20 protein-coding genes, 1 tRNA gene, 1 pseudogene and 1 riboswitch are annotated in these 18,911 nt (G+C 69.4%); of the genes and pseudogenes, 15 read left to right on the forward strand and 7 right to left on the reverse strand.

The window, feature by feature from the left end:
- Nucleotides 1-38 precede the first annotated feature (38 nt).
- Together ABTZ59_RS17485 and ABTZ59_RS17490 are read right to left on the reverse strand one after the other, a co-directional pair.
- On the reverse strand, nucleotides 39-641 hold the full coding sequence (locus tag ABTZ59_RS17485; protein ID WP_351397641.1) for an isochorismatase family protein: 603 nt from the start codon (nucleotides 639-641) through the stop codon (nucleotides 39-41).
- 196 nt (nucleotides 642-837) lie between these two features.
- Entirely contained in the window at nucleotides 838-2,217 is a 1,380-nt protein-coding gene (locus tag ABTZ59_RS17490; protein WP_503003025.1) for a nicotinate phosphoribosyltransferase, read from the reverse strand.
- A 140-nt stretch (nucleotides 2,218-2,357) separates the two neighbouring features.
- Between ABTZ59_RS17490 and clpS the strand changes: the two genes are divergently transcribed.
- From clpS to ABTZ59_RS17545, 11 genes are all read left to right on the forward strand, one after another.
- Nucleotides 2,358-2,663: an ATP-dependent Clp protease adapter ClpS gene (gene clpS, locus ABTZ59_RS17495; protein WP_030355090.1), complete on the forward strand. Its 306-nt coding sequence runs from the start codon at nucleotides 2,358-2,360 to the stop codon at nucleotides 2,661-2,663.
- The gene (locus tag ABTZ59_RS17500) at nucleotides 2,663-3,241 is read left to right on the forward strand and encodes a DUF2017 domain-containing protein (protein WP_351397644.1); all 579 of its coding nucleotides are present in this window, start codon (nucleotides 2,663-2,665) and stop codon (nucleotides 3,239-3,241) included. Before clpS ends, ABTZ59_RS17500 begins: the two co-directional genes overlap by 1 nt.
- A gap of 334 nt (nucleotides 3,242-3,575) precedes the next feature.
- Nucleotides 3,576-5,042: an amino acid permease gene (locus tag ABTZ59_RS17505; protein ID WP_351397647.1), complete on the forward strand. Its 1,467-nt coding sequence runs from the start codon at nucleotides 3,576-3,578 to the stop codon at nucleotides 5,040-5,042.
- 83 nt (nucleotides 5,043-5,125) lie between these two features.
- The gene (locus ABTZ59_RS17510) at nucleotides 5,126-5,539 is read left to right on the forward strand and encodes a M67 family metallopeptidase (RefSeq protein ID WP_351397649.1); all 414 of its coding nucleotides are present in this window, start codon (nucleotides 5,126-5,128) and stop codon (nucleotides 5,537-5,539) included.
- 29 nt (nucleotides 5,540-5,568) lie between these two features.
- A riboswitch (cobalamin riboswitch) is annotated at nucleotides 5,569-5,718 on the forward strand.
- A gap of 45 nt (nucleotides 5,719-5,763) precedes the next feature.
- Nucleotides 5,764-6,762: an ABC transporter substrate-binding protein gene (locus ABTZ59_RS17515; RefSeq protein WP_351397808.1), complete on the forward strand. Its 999-nt coding sequence runs from the start codon at nucleotides 5,764-5,766 to the stop codon at nucleotides 6,760-6,762.
- Entirely contained in the window at nucleotides 6,759-7,790 is a 1,032-nt protein-coding gene (locus tag ABTZ59_RS17520; RefSeq protein WP_351397652.1) for a FecCD family ABC transporter permease, read from the forward strand. The genes ABTZ59_RS17515 and ABTZ59_RS17520 overlap by 4 nt, the downstream gene beginning before the upstream one ends.
- The gene (locus ABTZ59_RS17525; RefSeq protein WP_351397654.1) at nucleotides 7,787-8,563 is read left to right on the forward strand and encodes an ABC transporter ATP-binding protein; all 777 of its coding nucleotides are present in this window, start codon (nucleotides 7,787-7,789) and stop codon (nucleotides 8,561-8,563) included. Before ABTZ59_RS17520 ends, ABTZ59_RS17525 begins: the two co-directional genes overlap by 4 nt.
- 69 nt (nucleotides 8,564-8,632) lie before the next feature.
- On the forward strand, nucleotides 8,633-8,746 hold the full coding sequence (locus ABTZ59_RS17530) for a putative leader peptide (RefSeq protein WP_326612102.1): 114 nt from the start codon (nucleotides 8,633-8,635) through the stop codon (nucleotides 8,744-8,746).
- Nucleotides 8,747-8,849: 103 nt separating this feature from the next.
- Nucleotides 8,850-9,152, forward strand: coding sequence for a MoaD/ThiS family protein (locus ABTZ59_RS17535; protein WP_351397656.1), 303 nt, complete (start codon nucleotides 8,850-8,852; stop codon nucleotides 9,150-9,152).
- The gene (locus tag ABTZ59_RS17540; protein WP_351397659.1) at nucleotides 9,152-10,102 is read left to right on the forward strand and encodes a PLP-dependent cysteine synthase family protein; all 951 of its coding nucleotides are present in this window, start codon (nucleotides 9,152-9,154) and stop codon (nucleotides 10,100-10,102) included. The genes ABTZ59_RS17535 and ABTZ59_RS17540 overlap by 1 nt, the downstream gene beginning before the upstream one ends.
- Before the next feature lie 501 nt (nucleotides 10,103-10,603).
- Nucleotides 10,604-11,356, forward strand: a complete 753-nt coding sequence (locus tag ABTZ59_RS17545; RefSeq protein ID WP_249953324.1) for an MBL fold metallo-hydrolase — start codon at nucleotides 10,604-10,606, stop codon at nucleotides 11,354-11,356.
- A 96-nt stretch (nucleotides 11,357-11,452) separates the two neighbouring features.
- On the opposite strand, the gene ABTZ59_RS17550 is transcribed toward ABTZ59_RS17545, so the two are convergent.
- Together ABTZ59_RS17550 and ABTZ59_RS17555 are read right to left on the reverse strand one after the other, a co-directional pair.
- Nucleotides 11,453-12,736 carry a PTS transporter subunit EIIC gene (locus tag ABTZ59_RS17550; RefSeq protein WP_351397662.1) on the reverse strand — a complete coding sequence of 428 codons (1,284 nt, stop codon included), beginning with the start codon at nucleotides 12,734-12,736 and terminating at the stop codon, nucleotides 11,453-11,455.
- A 143-nt stretch (nucleotides 12,737-12,879) separates the two neighbouring features.
- The gene (locus ABTZ59_RS17555; protein WP_351397665.1) at nucleotides 12,880-14,163 is read right to left on the reverse strand and encodes a PTS transporter subunit EIIC; all 1,284 of its coding nucleotides are present in this window, start codon (nucleotides 14,161-14,163) and stop codon (nucleotides 12,880-12,882) included.
- Between the two features lie 192 nt (nucleotides 14,164-14,355).
- On the opposite strand from ABTZ59_RS17555, the pseudogene ABTZ59_RS17560 reads away from it, so the two are divergent.
- The 4 genes and pseudogenes from ABTZ59_RS17560 to rdgB all read left to right on the forward strand — a co-directional run.
- Nucleotides 14,356-14,598: pseudogene (locus ABTZ59_RS17560) on the forward strand (PTS sugar transporter subunit IIB); the annotation flags it as partial.
- An 88-nt stretch (nucleotides 14,599-14,686) separates the two neighbouring features.
- Nucleotides 14,687-15,418, forward strand: coding sequence for a ribonuclease PH (gene rph, locus ABTZ59_RS17565; RefSeq protein WP_351397668.1), 732 nt, complete (start codon nucleotides 14,687-14,689; stop codon nucleotides 15,416-15,418).
- Between the two features lie 126 nt (nucleotides 15,419-15,544).
- A complete protein-coding gene (locus ABTZ59_RS17570) occupies nucleotides 15,545-15,943 on the forward strand; it encodes a hypothetical protein (RefSeq protein ID WP_351397671.1) in 399 nt (132 codons plus the stop codon).
- A gap of 34 nt (nucleotides 15,944-15,977) precedes the next feature.
- A complete protein-coding gene (gene rdgB, locus ABTZ59_RS17575; RefSeq protein WP_351397674.1) occupies nucleotides 15,978-16,580 on the forward strand; it encodes an RdgB/HAM1 family non-canonical purine NTP pyrophosphatase in 603 nt (200 codons plus the stop codon).
- Between the two features lie 57 nt (nucleotides 16,581-16,637).
- Here the strand turns inward: rdgB and ABTZ59_RS17580 are convergent.
- The 3 genes from ABTZ59_RS17580 to bcp form a co-directional block, all read right to left on the reverse strand.
- Nucleotides 16,638-16,721: transfer RNA gene (locus tag ABTZ59_RS17580), tRNA-Leu, on the reverse strand.
- Between the two features lie 41 nt (nucleotides 16,722-16,762).
- Nucleotides 16,763-18,271: a glycine betaine/L-proline transporter ProP gene (proP, locus tag ABTZ59_RS17585; RefSeq protein WP_351397677.1), complete on the reverse strand. Its 1,509-nt coding sequence runs from the start codon at nucleotides 18,269-18,271 to the stop codon at nucleotides 16,763-16,765.
- A 116-nt stretch (nucleotides 18,272-18,387) separates the two neighbouring features.
- Complete coding sequence (gene bcp, locus ABTZ59_RS17590; protein ID WP_351397680.1) at nucleotides 18,388-18,855, reverse strand: thioredoxin-dependent thiol peroxidase; 468 nt, start codon at nucleotides 18,853-18,855, stop codon at nucleotides 18,388-18,390.
- Between the last annotated feature and the right edge of the window lie 56 nt (nucleotides 18,856-18,911).

Raw genomic sequence — 18,911 nt, forward strand, 5'->3', positions numbered from 1 at the left:
GGGGGCCCGGAGCGATCGGAAAAGCCGGTGAAAGCGCCTCAGGCGGCGTGGACCACCGGCCGCCCGGTCAGCTCCGCGCCCGCCGCCCGCAGCTCCTCCATGGCCCGCTGAGTGGTCTCCGGCTTCACCCCGGCGGTCAGATCGAGCAGTACGCGCGTGACGAAGCCCTCACGGACCGCGTCCAGGGCCGTGGCGCGTACGCAGTGGTCCATGGCGATACCGACCACATCGACCTCGGCGACCGCACGCGACCGCAGCCAGTCACTCAGCTGGACGCCGTTCTCGTCGGCGCCCTCGAAGCCGCTGTACGCCGCCGAGTACGCCCCCTTGTCGAAGACCGCGTCGATCGCGCCGGAGGCGACGGCCGGGGCGAAATTCGGGTGGAAACCCACGCCCTCCGTGCCCGCCACGCAGTGCACCGGCCAGGTGTGGACGAAGTCCGCGACGGCCGGGGGCGTCGCGAAGTGATCACCGGGGTCGATGTGGTGATCACGGGTGGCGACCACATACCGGTATCCGGGGGTCGCGCGGCCGATCAGATCGGTGACGGCGGCGGCCACCTCGGCACCACCCGCCACCGGGACGCTGCCGCCCTCACAGAAGTCGTTCTGCACGTCTACGACGATCAATGCGCGGTGCATGGCGGTCATCCTTCGATGGGGAGCGGGTGCCGGTGCGGGAGCGGCGAGTGGGGGCGGGCGACGGGGAGTGTTCGGGGACGTTTTCGATCCTTGAGGGCGAGCCTAGAGACTCCGCTCCCGTGACGGCAGGGGGTCGGGGGTGGGGCGTGTCCGCCGATTCCCCCTCTTTCCCACGGCTACCACCGTCCCGTCCGCCTCACACGTACTCGGTCGGGATCACGGGCTCGCCGCGCGACAGCTGGATCGCCGACATCGGCAGCCCCGCGCGCGCCGCGATATGCCGCTCGCGCACCGCGTCCAGCGGCTCGCGCGCGACGATCCCGCCGCCCTTGACCAGCTGCACCAGCAGTTGCCGGTCCAGCAGTTCCTGCGGTACGGGGCCCGTGCCGACCACCTCGGCCTCGGCGTACCCCTCGGCGTCCCGTCGGCGCGCGGCCCACTTGCGCCCGCCGATGGAGGTCTTGCCGCCCAGCGACTTCTTCGCCACGGGGTACAGCGGGGCCCTCGGGTCGGCCGAGGTCGCACGGGCGACGATCTTGTACACCATGGAGCAGGTCGGATGCCCGCTGCCGGTGACCAGCTGGGTGCCGACGCCGTAGGCGTCCACCGGCGCCGCCGCCAGCGAGGCGATCGCGTACTCGTCCAGGTCGGAGGTCACCACGATCTTGGTGTTCACCGCGCCCAGCTCGTCCAGCTGCTGCCGTACCCGGTGCGCGACCAGCAGGAGATCGCCGGAGTCGATCCGGACGGCGCCCAGCTCGGGGCCGGCGATCTCCACGGCGGTCCGTACGGCCTCGGCCACGTCGAACGTGTCGACGAGCAGCGTGGTCCCGCGGCCGAGCGAGTCGATCTGCGCCCGGAAGGCGTCCCGTTCGCTGTCGTGCAAGAGGGTGAACGCGTGCGCGCTGGTGCCCACCGTCGGAATGCCGTAGCGGAACCCGGCTGCCAGGTCCGAGGTGGTGTCGAAACCCCCGACGTACGCGGCGCGCGACGCGGCGACCGCGGCCAGCTCGTGCGTACGGCGCGCGCCCATCTCGATCAGCCCGCGCCCGCTCGCCGCCGCCGCCATCCGGGAGGCCGCCGCGGCGATCGCCGAGTCGTGGTTGAGGATCGACAGGATCACGGTCTCCAGCAGCACGCACTCGGCGAAGGAGCCCTCGACCCGCAGGATCGGCGAGCCAGGGAAGTACACCTCGCCCTCCGGATAGCCCCAGATGTCCCCGCTGAAGCGGTACGAGGCCAGCCACCGGAGTGTCGCCTCGTCCACGATGCCCTGCTCCCGGAGGAAGCCCAGGACGTCCGCGTCGAACCGGAAGTTCTCCACGGCGTCCAGGACGCGTCCGGTGCCGGCCACGACCCCGTACCTGCGGCCACCGGGCAGCCGCCGGGTGAAGACCTCGAAAACCGAGCGCCGGTCGGCCGTCCCGGCCTGGAGGGCCGCCCGGAGCATCGTCAGCTCGTACTGATCGGTGAAGAGCGCGGTCGACGGCACGCCCACCCGTCGCCCGCCGCCACTCTTGTCCGGATGCGCTTCGCGCGCTTCCCCCTCCGGCAAACCCAGATCCGCAGTGTTCATACGACGATGCTACCCAATACTCGTCACTCTGACGATTTCTCGTCGCCGTTTGTGCGACACGCCGCGACGGGTGGCAGCATGGTTCATGTGAGGCTGTGAATTCCGGCACGCCCCCGCAGAGAAGAAGGTCGTCCCGAACCGTGAGTGTTGCCCCGACTGAGATCGAACGCCCCGAATCGGCCGAGGAGACTTTCGCCGTCCCCGAACCCGACGTGCCCTGGGTGACGATCGTGCACAACGACCCGGTCAACCTGATGAGTTATGTGGCGTATGTCTTCCAGACCTATTTCGGCTATCCGAAGGACAAGGCGCACAAGCTGATGCTGGACGTCCACCACAAGGGCCGCGCGATCGTCTCCAGCGGCAGCCGCGAGGAGATGGAGCGCGACGTACAGGCGATGCACGGATTCGGGCTGTGGGCCACCCTCTCGCAGGACCGCGCCTGATGGCCGGGCAGTTCGAGGCGATCCCGGGCGGTGGCGCCGCCGTCGCGCTCGACGAGGTCGAGATCTCGATCCTGCGCTCGCTCGCCGTGCAGCTGCTGGAGCTGATAGGGCCCGGCGACGAGCCGGCCCAGGGCGAGGACCCGCTCGCCTCGCTCTTCAGCGAGGGCCCCAGCGAGCCGCCCGCCGATCCGGCGCTGGCCCGGCTCTTCCCGGACGCGTACGGCGATGACGACGACGAACTGCGCGAATTCTCCTCGGAGTTCAGACGGTTCACGGAGAACGACCTGCGCGGCCGCAAGCGGGAGGACGGCATGGCGCTGGTCCGCACGCTGGACGCGCTCGCCGTGGAGGAGGGGGGCGCGGCCGTACTCAAGCTGACCGCCGACGACTGCCGGCACTGGCTCGGCGCGCTCAACGATCTGCGGCTGACCATCGGCACGCGCCTGGAGGTCTCCGACGAGGACGAGGGCGGCGAGCTGTACCGGCTGCCCGACTCCGATCCGCGCAAGCCGATGGTGATGGCGTACCTCTGGCTCGGCGCGCTCCAGGAATCGCTCGTCGAAACCCTCATGCCCTGACTCCCGTGTGTCATATGCCCGTTCCCGGCAGGCCGCCTTCCGTACGCTCAGGTGACGCTCAATTCGCCATAACGATCCCGTCACCGCTCCGGCGACCTTTGCGGTTCGCGGTGCGATTTATCCGCTTCTCCCTGTGGCCTGTGCCACAGCGTGCTCCGCTGATCGCCCGGTTCGCCGTGATAGATCTGCACGACCCCCCGGGGACGCCACCCCTGTCCCCGGGGGTGCTTCGGCCGGCCGACCGCCGGCGGCACTCCATCCATATCCGGGGGGATCGGGAACTGGTCCGCGGCCGAGCACGGCGCGGATCTGCATGGAGAAAGGGCGCACGACCATGACCTCTGCGCAGGTCGACAAGGAGTACGGCGGCGACGGGACCGCCTCAGGACCGACCGGCGGCAGCGCCCCGGAGGAGGGCTACGAGCGCGGGCTCGGCAGCCGTCAGGTCCAGATGATCGCCATCGGCGGCGCCATCGGCGTCGGGCTCTTCATGGGCGCCGGAGCGAATATCGCCAAGGCCGGACCCAGCATCATCCTCATGTACGCCCTCGCCGGCGTCGTGATCTTCTTCATCATGCGGGCGCTCGGCGAGCTGCTCCTCTACCGGCCGGTCTCCGGCTCCTTCGCGGAGTACGCCAGAGAGTTCCTCGGTCCGTTCTTCGGCTTCGCCACGGGCTGGACGTACTGGCTGATGTGGGTCGTCACCGGGATGGCGGAACTGACCGCCGCGGCCATCTACATCCACTTCTGGTTCCCGCAGATCCCTCAATGGGTCAGCGCCCTGGTCTTTCTGGTGGTGCTCTTCGGCGTCAATCTGATCTCGGTGAAGATCTTCGGCGAGGTCGAGTTCTGGTTCTCGATGATCAAGGTCACCGCGATCATCGGAATGATCGTCATCGGTCTCGGTGTGCTCACCCTCGGCTTCTCCGACGCCGGCGACACCGCCACCGCCTCCAACCTCTGGGCACACGACGGGATCTTCCCCAACGGCATCGGCTCCAGCCTGATGACCCTTCAGGGCGTGATGTTCGCCTATCTCGCCGTCGAGCTGGTCGGCGTCACCGCGGGCGAGTCCGAGAACCCGGAGAAGACCCTCCCCAAGGCGATCAACACACTGCCCTGGCGCATCATCGTCTTCTACGTGGGCGCGCTGACCGTCATCCTCGCGGTCGTCAAGTGGACCGAGTTCTCGGCGGGCGCCAGCCCCTTCGTCCACGCCTTCGAGAAGATGGGCATCCCGCTCGCGGCCGGCATCGTCAACTTCGTGGTGCTGACCGCCGCGCTCTCCTCCTGCAACTCGGGCATGTACTCCACCGGCCGGATGCTGCGCGACCTCGCCGCCAACAGCCAGGCGCCGAAGCTCTTCGGCAGGCTCAACTCCCGTAAGACCCCGGCGTTCGGCATCACCGTCTCCGTCGCCCTCATGGGCATCGGTGTGGTCCTCAACTACATCGTCCCGGAGAAGGCCTTCGGCTATGTGACGTCCGTGGCCACCGCCGCCGGTATCTGGACCTGGATGATGATCCTGATCAGCCATATCCGCTACCGGCGCGGGGTACGGGCGGGCCTGCTGCCCGCCTCGTCGTTCCCCGCCCCGGGCGGTTCGCTGTTCAGCTGGGTCGCGGTGGGCTTCCTGGCCCTGGTCACCTGTCTGATCGCGTACGACGAGGACGCGCGAATCTCCCTCTATGTGGGGGCGGTCTGGGCGGTCGGTCTCCTGATCGGCTGGCAGGTCCTCAAGCGCCGCGCGCCGCGCGCCACGGCGGGTGACCCCACCCGGGAGTACGCCTCCGCGGAATAGCCCGCCGAGACCGTGACGGCCCCTGGAACCGGAAGACTCCCTCCCGGATCCGGGGGCCGCCCTCGTCCCTTTATATTCTCTCCATGCTCACCATCACCCAGGCCCTGCACGACAAGATCGTCGAGCACGCGCGCGCCGACCATCCCGACGAGGCGTGCGGCGTGGTCGCGGGTCCCGCCGGGACGGGCCGGGCCGAGCGGTTCATCCCCATGCTCAACGCCGCACGCTCGCCCACCTTCTACGAGTTCGACTCGGCGGATCTGCTCAAGCTCTACCGGGACATGGACGACCGCGACGAAGAGCCGGTGATCATCTACCACTCGCACACCGCGACCGAGGCGTACCCCTCCCGTACGGACATCACGTACGCCAACGAGCCGGGCGCCCACTACGTCCTCGTCTCCACCGCCGATCACGACGGAGCGGGCCCCTTCCAGTTCCGCTCGTACCGCATCGTCGAGGGCGAGGTCACGGAAGAGGACGTCGAGATCGTCTGAGGCGCTGATCGCGGTGCTCGGACGGGCGCCGATCGCGGGGCTCGGGCGGTCTGACAAACTGAGCGCCGAACCGAGGCGGTGGGGATCAGGAAGCCGGTGTGAATCCGGCGCGGTCCCGCCACTGTGACCAAGCCCAGCTTGGCAGCCAGGAACTGACCTGCCGCCCTTCTCCCACCAGCCAGGGGACGCGGAAATCCCCCGGAGGAGGCCCTGCCGTGTCTGTGCTGTCCCGGCGCCGCCGTGCGCTCGTGCCCGCCGTCATCACCGCCGTACTGCTCCCGCTCACCGCCTGCGGCGGCGCCACCATACCGGACACGGAGGACGGCGCGCGGGCCGCGACCACCGCGCCCGGCTTCCCGTACACCGTCACCAACTGCGGGGTGAAAACCACCTATCAGGCGCCGCCGAAGCGGGTCGTCACCATGAACCAGCACGTCACCGAAGTGATGCTGGCGCTCGGCCTGGAGAAGTCCCTCGTCGGCACCGCCTGGCTGGACGACCGAATACTCCCCGCCTACGAGAAGGCGTACAAGAGCGTCCCGGTGCTGGCCAAGGAGTACCCCTCCAAGGAGCGGCTGCTCGCCGCCAACCCCGACTTCGTCTACGGCGGCTACGCGAGCGCCTTCGCCGCCAAGGACGGCCGCGGTCGTGATGACCTCAAGGCCGCCGGCATCGACACCCGGCTCAATCTGGAGAACTGTCCGAAGGACAAGACCTCCCTCGACGACATCTACCAGGAGGTCCGCGAGACCGGCCGCACCTTCGGCGTCGCCGACCGCGCCGAGAAGTGGATCGCCGACGCCCGCACCACGGTCACGGACACCGCGGCCCTGCTCAAGGGCGTCGAGCCGCTCTCCGTCTTCGTCTACGACAGCGGCGACAAGACCGCCTTCACCGCCGGCGGCAACGGCATCGGCAACGAGCTGATTACCCGCGCCGGCGGCCGCAACGTCTTCGCCGACCTCGACAAGTCCTTCGGCGACGCCACCTGGGAACAGGTCGTCGCCCGCAAGCCGGATGTCATCGTCATCTACGACTACGGCTCCACCACCGTCGCCCAAAAGAAGAAGCGGCTGCTGGAGGACCCCGTGCTCAAGGACGTACCGGCGATCAGGAACGAGCGGTTCGCCGTCATGCCCCTCTCGGACGTGGTCCTCGGCGTACGCGCGCCCGACGCCATCGAACGGCTCGCCGCGCAGCTCCACCCCGAGTCCGTCAAGTGAGGCCGCGCGGCCACGGGCGGCTGCGCTACACCCTGGTGCTCGGCTGCCTGGCGGCGGCGCTCGCCGCCGCCGTCGTGGCGGGCCTTGCCCTCGGCTCCGTACGCATCCCGCCCGGCCAGGTGATCACCATCCTCACCGGCGGCGCCGACCCCAGCCCCTTCCGCACCATCGTGCTCGACGTACGGCTGCCGCGCGTGCTGCTCGGCGTGGTCGTCGGCGCCGGGCTCGCCGTCGTCGGCACCGTCCTCCAGGCGCTCGTACGCAACCGGCTCGCCGACCCCTTCCTCCTCGGCATCTCCTCCGGAGCGTCCGCCGGCGCCGTCCTGGTCATGGTCCTCGGCATCGGCGGCGGGATCACCACCACCGTCGCCATGCCCGCCGCCGCCTTCGCCGGCTCGCTCCTCGCACTGGCGCTGGTGTACGGGCTGGCCCGCCGCCGTTCCACGATGACCGGCGGCAGGCTCGTCCTCGCCGGGGTCACCGTCTCGTACATCCTCTCCGCGCTCACCACCCTCATCCTGATCATCTCGGCACGCCCCGAGCACTTCCAGGAAGCCGTCTACTGGACCTTCGGCGGACTCGGCAGCGCCCGCTGGTCCACCCTGGTCCTGCCCGCGATCGTCCTCACCCTCGGCACCACGCTGCTCATGACGCTGGCCCGGCCGCTCGATCTGCTGCTGGCGGGTGAGGAGGGCGCGACCGTACTCGGCCTGGACACCGGGCGCTTCCGTGCCGCGGTCTTCGTCCTCGCCTCCCTGGTCACCGGCGTGCTGGTGGCCGCGAGCGGCGCCGTCGGCTTCATCGGACTGCTCGTCCCGCACGCCGCCAGAATGGCCGTCGGCGGGGGCCACCGGGCCCTGCTGCCGGTCGCGGCGCTGGGCGGAGCCGTCCTCCTCGTCGTCGCCGACCTCGCGGCCCGTACCGTCGCCGCGCCCCAGGACGTGCCCGTCGGCGTCCTCACCGCGCTCACCGGCGGCCCCGCCCTCCTGTGGCTGATGCGCCGCCGCCCCGAAGGAGCCCCCGCATGACGGCGTCACTCCGGCTCGAAGGACTCTCCTACGCCGCCGACGGCCGCCGGCTCGTCGACAGCGCCGACCTGACCGCCGCCCCCGGCGAGACCGTCGGACTCGTCGGCCCCAACGGCAGCGGCAAGACCACCCTCCTGCGCTGTGTCTACGGAACGCTCCGCCCCAGCCACGGACGGGCCCTGCTCGACGGCGACGACCTGCTCGCCATGACCCCCAAGGCCAGGGCTCGCCGTGTCGCCACCGTCCCGCAGGACGGACAGCCGGACTTCGAGCTGACTGTCCGCGAGGTCGTCGCGATGGGCCGCGCCCCGCACAAACGCTTCTGGGAGGCGGACACCGCCGACGATGCGGCCCTCGCCGAAGCCGCCCTCGACCGCGTCGGGATCGCCGCCCTCGCGGACCGGGCCTTCCCCTCCCTCTCCGGGGGCGAACGCCAGCGCGCGCTGGTCGCCCGCGCCCTGGTCCAGCGGCCCGCCCTGCTCGTACTCGACGAACCGACCAACCACCTCGACATCCGCTACCAGCTCGACATCCTCACCCTGATCAGGGAGTCCGGGACCACCAATCTGCTGGCCCTGCACGATCTGAACCTCGCCGCGTACTACTGCGACCGCGTCTATGTCCTCCAAGAGGGGCGAATCGTCGCCTCCGGCACCCCGCGCGAAGTCCTCACCGCCGAGCTGCTCGCCGCCGTCTACGGGGTGAGCGCCGAGGTCAGCACGCATCCCGCCACCGGCGCGCCGACCGTGGTCTATCTCCCGCCGTCCGCCTGACGGATAGCGACCGTCCGGGATACGAGATCACATGCCGGACCGCGGATCGGGAATCGATACGATGACCGCATGGTTTTCCACGACGTGAGCGACAAGACGCCGAGCACCCCGCTGCTCGTGGCGCGGCTGCACGTCGATCTGTGCCGCCTCGCCAGTGCCATCTGTCCCAGCGCCGCCGGCTGAGCCACGGCCCCGAGCGCAGCTTTCCGTACGTACGCACCACCCCCTCGCGCGGGGGCCCCAGCCGCGCGCCCGTCACGCCATCTCCCGATCAGGAGCCCATGTCATGGCCATCGAGGTCCGCATTCCGACCATCCTCCGCACCTACACCGACGGCGCCAAGGCCGTCGAGGGCAGCGGCGACACGCTCTCCGCGCTCTTCGACGACCTCGAAACCCGGCACGCCGGCATTCGGGAGCGGCTCATCGACCCGGCCAAGGACAACCAGCTCCGCCGCTTCGTGAACGTCTACCTCAACGACGAGGACGTCCGCTTCCTCGACGGCGTCTCCACCAAGCTCGCCGACGGCGACAGCGTGACCATCCTCCCGGCCGTGGCCGGCGGCGCGCTCGAAACGTACCCGGTCTGATGCGGTACGACTCCCCGCTGGCGGCGGTCGGCAACACGCCCCTGGTCCGGCTCCCACGGCTCTCGCCGTCGGACGACGTCCGGATCTGGGCCAAGCTGGAGGACCGCAACCCGACCGGCTCGATCAAGGACCGGCCCGCCCTGCACATGGTCGAACAGGCCGAGAAGGACGGACGGCTGACCCCGGGCCGCACCATCCTGGAGCCCACCAGCGGCAACACCGGCATCTCACTCGCCATGGCGGCCAGGCTCAAGGGCTACCGCATCGTCTGTGTGATGCCGGAGAACACCTCGCGGGAGCGGCGCGACCTGCTCGCGATGTGGGGGGCGGAGATCGTCTCGTCCCCGGCGGCGGGCGGCTCCAACACGGCGGTACGGGTCGCCAAGGAGCTGGCGGCCGAGAACCCGTCCTGGGTGATGCTCTACCAGTACGGCAACCCGGACAACGCGGGCGCCCACTACGCCACCACCGGCCCGGAGATCCTGGCCGACCTGCCCTCCATCACCCACTTCGTGGCGGGCCTGGGCACGACGGGCACGCTGATGGGCGTGGGGCGCTATCTGCGCGAGAACGTCGAGGGCATCCAGATCGTCGCCGCGGAGCCGCGCTACGACGACCTGGTCTACGGTCTGCGCAACCTGGACGAGGGCTTCGTACCGGAGCTGTACGACGCGTCCGTCCTGACGACCCGCTTCTCCGTCGGCTCCGCGGACGCGGTCACGCGTACCCGTGAACTGCTCCAGCAGGAAGGAATCTTCGCGGGGATCTCCACGGGGGCGGCGCTGCACGCGGCGATCGGTGTCGGCCGGAAGGCGGTGAAGGCCGGCGAGAGCGCGGACATCGTGTTCGTGGTCGCGGACGGGGGCTGGAAGTACCTGTCGACGGGCGTCTACACGGCGACGACGACGGAAGAGGCGATCGAGACGCTGCGCGGTCAACTCTGGGCGTAGCGCCTTCCGGCGGGGGCCGTTGTCCGGGGTCCGTTTCGGCTCGGGCCGGTGGTCGTGTGCGGGTCCGTCGTGGTGCCGGGTACCGGGGCCATCGGGCCGAACCCGTCCCCAAGACCCTGGCCGAGGCGGTGAGTGGGGCCGACCACCGGGGGGAGGGGGTCGGGGGCGTAGGAGGTGCGTGTCCGGACACTAAAGCGTGATTTGTGGCGCGCGACCGCCCGTGCCCTGACTGTGGCGAGGGTCGCGACGTAAATCATGCCGTCCGGACATGTACCTCCGGAGGCCCCGGCCCCCGGCCGACGAGAACGCGACCGCACCCCCCGCACCCCCACCGGGAGCCGCACCGCCGGAGGCGAACCCCCACGCCGAACCGGTGACAGGCCAGGTGAGTTCCCCCACAACGGCCCACTGTGGAGGAGCGACCCGCCCTTTCGCGCCTTACGCTCGACGAACCGCACGACCCCCGTCGCCCCCCTTCCATGCCACGGAGGTTCCCGCTCCATGAAGCTCACCGTCGTCGGCTGTTCAGGCTCGTTCCCCTCCGCGGGATCGGCCTGCTCCAGCTACCTCGTAGAGGCCGACGGCTTCCGGCTGCTCCTCGACATGGGTAACGGCGCCCTTGGCGAGTTGCAGCGCCACGTTGGTCTCTACGACCTCGACGCCATTTTCCTCAGCCATCTCCACGCCGATCACTGCATCGACATGTGCGCCTACTTCGTCGCCCGTTACTACCGGTTCGACGGCGGACGCTGTGACGCCATGCCCGTCTACGGCCCCGAGGGCACCGAGCAGCGCCTTACCACGGCGTACGCGGACACGCCCTCCGACAAGTCGATGAGCGAGGTCTTCGACTTCCACACGCTCAAGCCGGGCTCCTTCGACATCGGCCCCTTCTCGGTACGGACGGAGAAGGTCGCGCACCCCGTCGACACCTTCGGTATCCGGGTCGAGCACGGCGGCCGGTCGCTCACGTACTCGGGGGACACCGGTGTGTGCGAGCCGCTGGTGGAGCTGGCGGAGGATACGGATCTGTTCCTCTGCGAGGCGGCCTTCACGCACGGCAAGGAGGATGTCGTGGGGCTCCATCTGAATGGCCGTGAGGCCGGCGCCCATGCCGCGCGGGCGCGGGCGCGCAGGCTTGTGCTCACGCACATCCCGCCGTGGACGGACGCCGAGCGGAATCTGGCGGACGCGCGCGATGTGTACGCGGGCCCGGCGGAGCTGGCCGTGCCCGGCACGGTGTACGAGATCTGACGGGCGGCCGGGCCACGCACGGCCGTGGGCCCCCACGCACGGCCGTGGGCCCGGCCGTTCCTGACAACGGCCGGGCCCACGGAGCGTGCGGAGAGGTTACTTCGCCTCGGCCTTCTGCAACTCGGCGAGTTCCTCGTCGCTCTCCCGGCCCGGCGTCGGGATATTGAACTTGGTGATCGCGAAGCGGAAGATCGCGTAGTAGAGCGCGGCGAAGCAGAGCCCGACCAGCGCCAGCCCCCATGGGTTGGTCGCGATGCCCAGGTTGAGGACGAAGTCCACCGCGCCTGCCGAGAAGCCGAAGCCGTCCTTCATGCCGAGGGCCCAGGTCAGCGCCATGGAGACACCGGTCAGCACCGCGTGCACCGCGTACAGCGCCGGCGCGATGAACATGAAGGTGAACTCGATCGGCTCGGTCACGCCCGTGACGAACGCGGTGAGCGCGAGCGACAGCATCATGCCGCCGACGACCTTGCGGCGCTCGGGGCGGGCGCAGTGGACGATCGCCAGACAGGCCGCCGGGAGAGCGAACATCATGATCGGGAAGAAGCCGGTCATGAACTGTCCGGCCGTCGGGTCGCCCGCCAGGAAGCGGTTGATGTCGCCGCTCTTGCCCTCGAACGTGCCGGCCTGGAACCACGGGAACGAGTTCAGCAGGTGGTGCATCCCCACGGGGATCAGCGCGCGGTTGGCGACCCCGAAGATGCCCGCGCCCACGGCGCCGGAGCCGACCAGCCACTCACCGAAGTTGTGCAGCCCCGCGCCCAGGACCGGCCAGATATAGCCGAAGACGATGCCGATGATCAGACCCGCGAAGGCGGAGAGGATGGGTACGAGGCGACGGCCGCCGAAGAAGCCCGCCCAGTCGGGCAGCTTCGTCCGGTAGAACCGCTGGTAGAGCAGCGCGACCACGATGCCCATGACGACCCCGCCGAGAACCTTCGCGTCGACGGGCGCGTCGTTCATGACTATTTTGCCGTCGACCACCGCCGCGACCTTGGGCAGATTGGAGTCGGTGAAGGTGGCCAGCACGTTCTTGAAGACGAGGTAGCCGGTGACGGCGGCGAGCGCGGTGGAGCCGTCCGCCTTCTTGGCGAAGCCGATCGCGATGCCGACCGCGAAGAGCAGCGGCATGTTGTCCAGGATGGCGTTGCCGCCCGCGGCCATGAACGAGGCGATCTTGGTGATGAACGCCGGGAACGAGTCACGGCCGAGCATGTCGGCGTTGCCGAGGCGCACCAGCAGGGCGCCGGCGGGCAGGACGGCGACGGGGAGCATCAGGCTGCGGCCGATACGCTGCATCACGGCCATCGCGCCGCTGCTCTTGCTCTTGCCCGCCGAGGGCTTCTTGTCCGCCGAAGCGGCGGCGCTGGCCGTGGACATCAACTTCCTCCAGGGGGAACACGGCACACGGCCGCGTGGTCTACACCATCAGTGGTGTAGACCAGTTGTAGCACGGTGTGAATCGCATAAGGAACCCGCGGCGGTGATATTCGACGCTGTGGCCTGGGCCATAGCCCGCGGCGTCAGGGCTGGGTGTTCTGCTTCTCGACGGCCTGTTCCAGCTCCTCGGGCTCATTGCCCGGCGTCGGGATGTCGAACGCCCTGATCGCGACCCGGAACACCACGTAGTACACGACGGCGAAGCACAGGCCGATCGGAATGATCAGCCAGGGCTTGGTGTCGAGGTGCCAGTTGACCACGTAGTCGATCAGGCCGGCCGAGAAGCTGAACCCCGCGTGCACCCCCAGCGCCCAGGTGATCGCCATCGAGGCACCGGTCAGCAGCGCGTGCGCACCGTACAGCAGGGGCGCGGCGAACATGAAGGAGAACTCCAGCGGCTCGGTCACGCCCGTGACGAACGAGGTCAGCGCGAGGGAGGCCATCAGGCCCGTCACCCTCTTGCGGTGCTCGGGGCGCGCGCTGTGCGCGATGGCGAGCGCGGCGGCCGGCAGGCCGAACATCATGATCGGGAAGAACCCGGACATGAACTGGCCCGCCGAGGGGTCCCCGGCGAAGAACCGGGTCAGATCGCCCATCACGACGGTGCCGTCCGGCTTGGTGTACTGACCGGCCTGGAACCAGAAGAAGGTGTTCAGGAACTGGTGCAGGCCGATGGGGATGAGCAGCCGGTTGGCGACCCCGAAGATGCCCGCGCCCCACGCGCCCAGATCGATCAGCTGTTTGGCGAACGCGGTCAGCGCGTCCCCGACCGGCTGCCACAGCAGTCCGAAGGCCACGCCGAGGAGGGTGCAGATGAAGGCCATCAGGATCGGCACCAGACGGCGGCCGTTGAAGAAGCCGAGCCAGTCGACCAGTTTCGTACGGTGGAACCGCTGCCAGACGATCGCCGTGAGCAGCCCGATCAGGATGCCGCCGAGCACACCGGGGTTCTGCGGGGTGCCTTCCGGCGTCGCCCTCGTCACCGAACCCCCCACCGGGAAGGCGGCCAGCACACCGTGGTAGACGAGGAATCCGACGACCGCGGCGAGCGCGGTGGAGCCGTCCGCCTTCTTGGCGAAGCCGATCGCGACCCCGATGCAGAAGAGCAGCGGCAGCCCGAAGGCGCCGTCCAGAATGGCGCCGCCGCCCAGGCTCAGCACCTTCGCGGTCCTGTCCCAGAACGGACCGTGCAGATACGCGGCGAAGAGATTTCCGAGGCTGACGAGCAGCCCGGCGGCGGGCAGCACGGCCACCGGGAGCTGGAGGCTGCGGCCGATCTTCTGAAGCCCCTGGAACAATCCGTTCCGCCAGCTCTTCCACGGCGGCGCCGGCCTCCGCCGCGGCGCTGCCGTGCTGTCGGAGCTCATCGGCACCCTCTCGTCGTTCCCGACTGGTGTAGACCAGTTGCGATAGGCTCCCGAGGGCCGGTCGCGGGCGGGGCGCCGTTGATCGTCATCATTGGGTACGTGGTGAACGCGCGCCCGTGAAGATGGTCCAACCGTGCGTTACCGTGACGAAACGGTTCACAGTGCTTTTCGCCAGTCAGTTCGACAGTCAGGGAGAAAGACATGGCCACCAAGGCTGAGAAGATCGTCGCCGGGCTCGGCGGACTCGACAACATCGAAGAGGTCGAGGGCTGCATCACCCGCCTGCGCACCGAGGTCGTCGACCCCGACCTCGTCGACGAGACCGCCCTGAAGGCCGCCGGCGCCCACGGTGTCGTGAAGATGGGCACCGCGATCCAGGTCGTCATCGGCACCGACGCCGACCCCATCGCCGGTGAGATCGAAGACATGATGTGAAGCGCTGACAGCCACCCAGAATCACCCAAGGGCCTGATCCGGACCACCGGAACAGGCCCTTCGCGCGGGTCCCTATAGGCTCGGGCCCATGTCTCGTATCGACGGCCGAACCCCCGAACAGCTCCGTCCCGTCACCATCGAACGTGGATGGAGCAAGCACGCCGAGGGCTCCGTCCTCATCTCCTTCGGCGACACGAAGGTCTTCTGCACCGCCTCCGTCACCGAGGGCGTCCCGCGCTGGCGCAAGGGCAGCGGCGAAGGCTGGGTCACCGCCGAGTACTCGATGCTGCCGCGCTCCACCAACACCCGCGGCGACCGCGAATCCGTACGCGGCAAGATCGGCGGCCGTACCCACGAGATCAGCCGTCTCATCGGCCGGTCGCTGCGCGCCGTCATCGACTACAAGGCGCTCGGCGAGAACACCATCGTCCTCGACTGCGATGTCCTCCAGGCCGACGGCGGCACTCGTACCGCGGCGATCACCGGCGCCTATGTCGCCCTCGCCGACGCCGTCGCCTGGGCCCAGGGCAAGAAGATCGTCAAGGCCGGACGCCGCCCGCTGACCGGCACCGTCGCCGCCGTGAGTGTCGGCATCGTCGACGGCACCCCCCTCCTCGACCTCTGCTACGAGGAAGACGTCCGCGCCGAGACCGACATGAACGTCGTCTGCACCGGCGACGGCCGCTTCGTCGAGGTCCAGGGCACCGCCGAGGCCGAGCCCTTCGACCGCAAGGAACTGAACGCGCTCCTCGATCTCGCCACCGGCGGCTGCGCCGACCTCGCCGCGATCCAGCGGACGGCGCTCGACCAGAGCCTCTGAGCAGGGCCTCGCGGGCCGGGCCCGCCGGGTAAAGACGCAACCAAGAAGAACCCCGGGGCGTCTCCACCCACACGGGCGCACGGACCGAACCGTGCGCCCGTCCACACCTCGGAGAGGAACCGCACCATGTCCGCCGCGCCGATACGCCGACGCCGCATCACCCTGGCACTCGCCGCCACCGCCGCACTCGCCCTGCCCCTCACGGCCGGCTGCGGCGCCCTCGACAAGGCGCTGGACTGCGTCAAGACCGCCGACGCCATCGCGGGCAGCGTCAACGACCTCCAGCAGGCCGTCTCCAACGCCGGGGACAACCCGCTCAAGATCGACGAGACGCTCAACGACATCGACAGCAAGCTCGACACCCTCGGGGACCAGACCGACAACGCGGACCTGAGCAAGGCCGTCGACGACCTGGGCAAGGGCGTCGACAATGTCCGTACGGCCGTCAAGAACGGGGACACCGCCCCCGATCTCGCCCCCATCACCGACGCCGCGTCCGAGATCGGCAAGATCTGCACCCCCTGACCGGCCCCTCCGGGACCGGTCCGATACTGGGGGCATGACCCGCCTGATCCTCGCCACCCGAAACGCCGGGAAACTCACCGAACTCCGGGCCATCCTCGCCGACGCGGGTCTGCCCCACGACCTCGTCGGCGCGGACGCCTACCCCGACATCCCCGACGTCAAGGAAACCGGCGTCACCTTCGCGGAGAACGCGCTCCTCAAGGCGCATGCCCTCGCCGACGCCACCGGACTCCCGGCCGTGGCCGACGACTCCGGCCTCTGTGTCGACGTCCTCGGCGGCGCCCCCGGCATCTTCTCCGCCCGCTGGGCAGGCACGCACGGCGACGACACCGCCAACCTGAACCTGCTCCTGGCCCAACTCTCCGACATCGCCGCACCCCACCGCGGCGCCCACTTCTTCTGCGCGGCGGCCCTGGCACTCCCGGACGGCACGGAACGCGTGGTCGAGGGCCGCCTCCTGGGCACCCTCCGGGAGTCCCCGTCCGGTACGGGCGGCTTCGGCTACGACCCGATCCTCCAGCCGTCCGGCGAAACCCGTACCTGCGCGGAACTCTCCCCGGCGGAGAAGAACGCGATCAGCCACCGGGGCAAGGCGTTCCGGGCCCTGGTCCCGGCCGTCAAGGAGCTCCTGGGCTGACCGCCGGGAGCACGGAAACGGCCTGCGCATCAATCCTTGATTCGCAGGCCGTTCATGTGCGGCGGAAGGGATTCGAACCCTCAAGCCCTATCACGGGCCACAGATCCTAAGTCTGCTGCGTCGCCATTGCGCCACCGCCGCCAGCCGCCTGCCATCGTACCGGGCAGGCGGCTGAACGTAGGTCAGAACCTGGGCTCGGGGGACTGCGACTCCACCAGTGCCGCCGCCTCCGCGCTGGTCGCGACCGACGGGGGTGAGCCGTCCAGCGGGCGCCGGGCCGTCTCCTTCATACGCCACACCGCGGCCACGCCCACCAGCGCCGCCGCCATCGAGTAGTACGCGGGCATCAGATTGTCGCCGGTCAGACTGATCAGGCCGGTGATCACCAGCGGGGTCGTGCCGCCGAAGAGCGACGCGGAGAGGTTGTAGCCCACCGCGAGCGAGCCGTATCTGACCTCGGTCGGGAACAGCGCCGGGAGCGCGGCCGACATCGTGCCCAGAAGACAGACCAGGGACAGGCCCAGCATCAGGACGCCCGCCGTGATCGCCGGGATGCCGCCCTGCTTGATCAGGAGGAACGCGGGCAGCGAGAGGAAGAAGAAGCCGAGCATGCCCGCCATCAGCAGCGGCTTGCGGCCGAAGCGGTCGTTGAGCCTGCCGACCTGATTGATGATCAGCATCAGGAAGGCCATCACGCCGAGCAGGATGAGCAGCCCGTGCGTCTCGCTGTAGCCCAGCTCGTCGGAGAGATAGGTCGGCATGTACGACAGCAGCATGTAGTCCGTGATGTTGTACGCGCCGACCAGCGCGACGCACAGGATCAGCAGGCGCCAGTACTGCCGGAAGATCTTGACGAGATCGTCCTTCGTGGTGACCTCCACCGAGTCCGCCGCCTCGGACACGCGCGCGGTGTCCGACTCAAGCCGCTGGAACGCGGGCGTCTCGTCGAGCCGCAGCCGCAGATACAGGCCGATCAGCCCCAGCGGTCCCGCGACCAGGAACGGTACGCGCCAGCCCCAGGCCCGCACGCCGTCAGGGCCGAGCACCGCGGTCAGCGCGGTGACCAGGCCCGCCGCGCCGATGTATCCGGCGAGAGTGCCGAACTCCAGGAAACTGCCGAAGTAACCCCGGCGCTTGTCGGGGGCGTACTCCGCGATGAACGTGGCCGCGCCGCCGTACTCGCCGCCGGTGGAGAAGCCCTGGACCAGCCGGAAGAAGATCAGCAGGGCCGGGGCCCAGAAGCCGATCGAGGCGTACGAGGGGATCAGCCCGATGGCGAAGGTGCCGATCGCCATCATGATCATGGTCAGGGCGAGCACCTTCTTACGGCCGAGCCTGTCACCCATCGGGCCGAAGAACAGGCCGCCGAGCGGCCGTACGAGAAAGGCCACGGCGAAGGTCGCGAACGAGGACAGCAGCTCGACCGTGGAGTTCCCCGACGGGAAGAAGACATGCCCGATGGTGACGGCGAGGTAGCTGTAGATGCCGAAGTCGAACCACTCCATGGCGTTGCCCAGGGAAGCCGCCTTCACCGCCCGTTTGACCGCCGCCTCGTCGGTGACGGTGATGTCGGACCGGCGCAGCTTGGGCTTCTCGCGCCGTCTGATGGTGCGGAAGAGGGCCGGGTGGCGCTTGACCGCGGCGGGGTCGACCGTCTTCTCGCGCTTCTTCCCGTGCTTCCGGTCGGCCAAGGAGCGGTCCTTTCCTCGGGCGAGTCGGTCCATCGGTCCAAGGGAACCTTCCGCGCGGTCGTGGCGATCGCGGACCGAGGTCCCACCGGAGTGGGACCTCGCTCACGCCGGGCCCCTCAGATACCGAGGTCCTTGATGATCTTCGCCACATGGCCGGTGGCCCGCACGTTGTAGAGGGCCCGCTCGACCTTGCCGTCCTCGTCCACGACGATCGTGGAGCGGATCACGCCGGTCACGGTCTTGCCGTACATCTTCTTCTCGCCGAAGGCCCCGTACGTCTCCAGGACGGCCTTGGAGGGGTCGCCGACCAGGGTGACCTTGAGGCTTTCCTTGTCGCGGAACTTCGCCAGCTTCTCCGGCTTGTCGGGGGACACGCCGATGACGTCGTAGCCCGCGCCGGCCAGCAGGTCGAGATTGTCCGTGAAGTCGCACGCCTGCTTGGTGCAGCCGGGGGTGAGCGCCGCCGGGTAGAAGTAGACGATGACCTTGCGGCCCTTGTGGTCGGCGAGCGATACGTCGTTGCCGTCGGCGTCGGGCAGGGTGAAGGCGGGGGCGGTGTCGCCGGGCTGGAGGCGCTCGCTCATGGTTCTCCTCGGTGGAGCGGGGTGGACGTCGTGCCGTACGCCGCCGAGCGTAATCG

It is taken from the genome of Streptomyces sp. NPDC094034, from assembly GCF_040303865.1.
GTDB lineage: Bacteria > Actinomycetota > Actinomycetes > Streptomycetales > Streptomycetaceae > Streptomyces.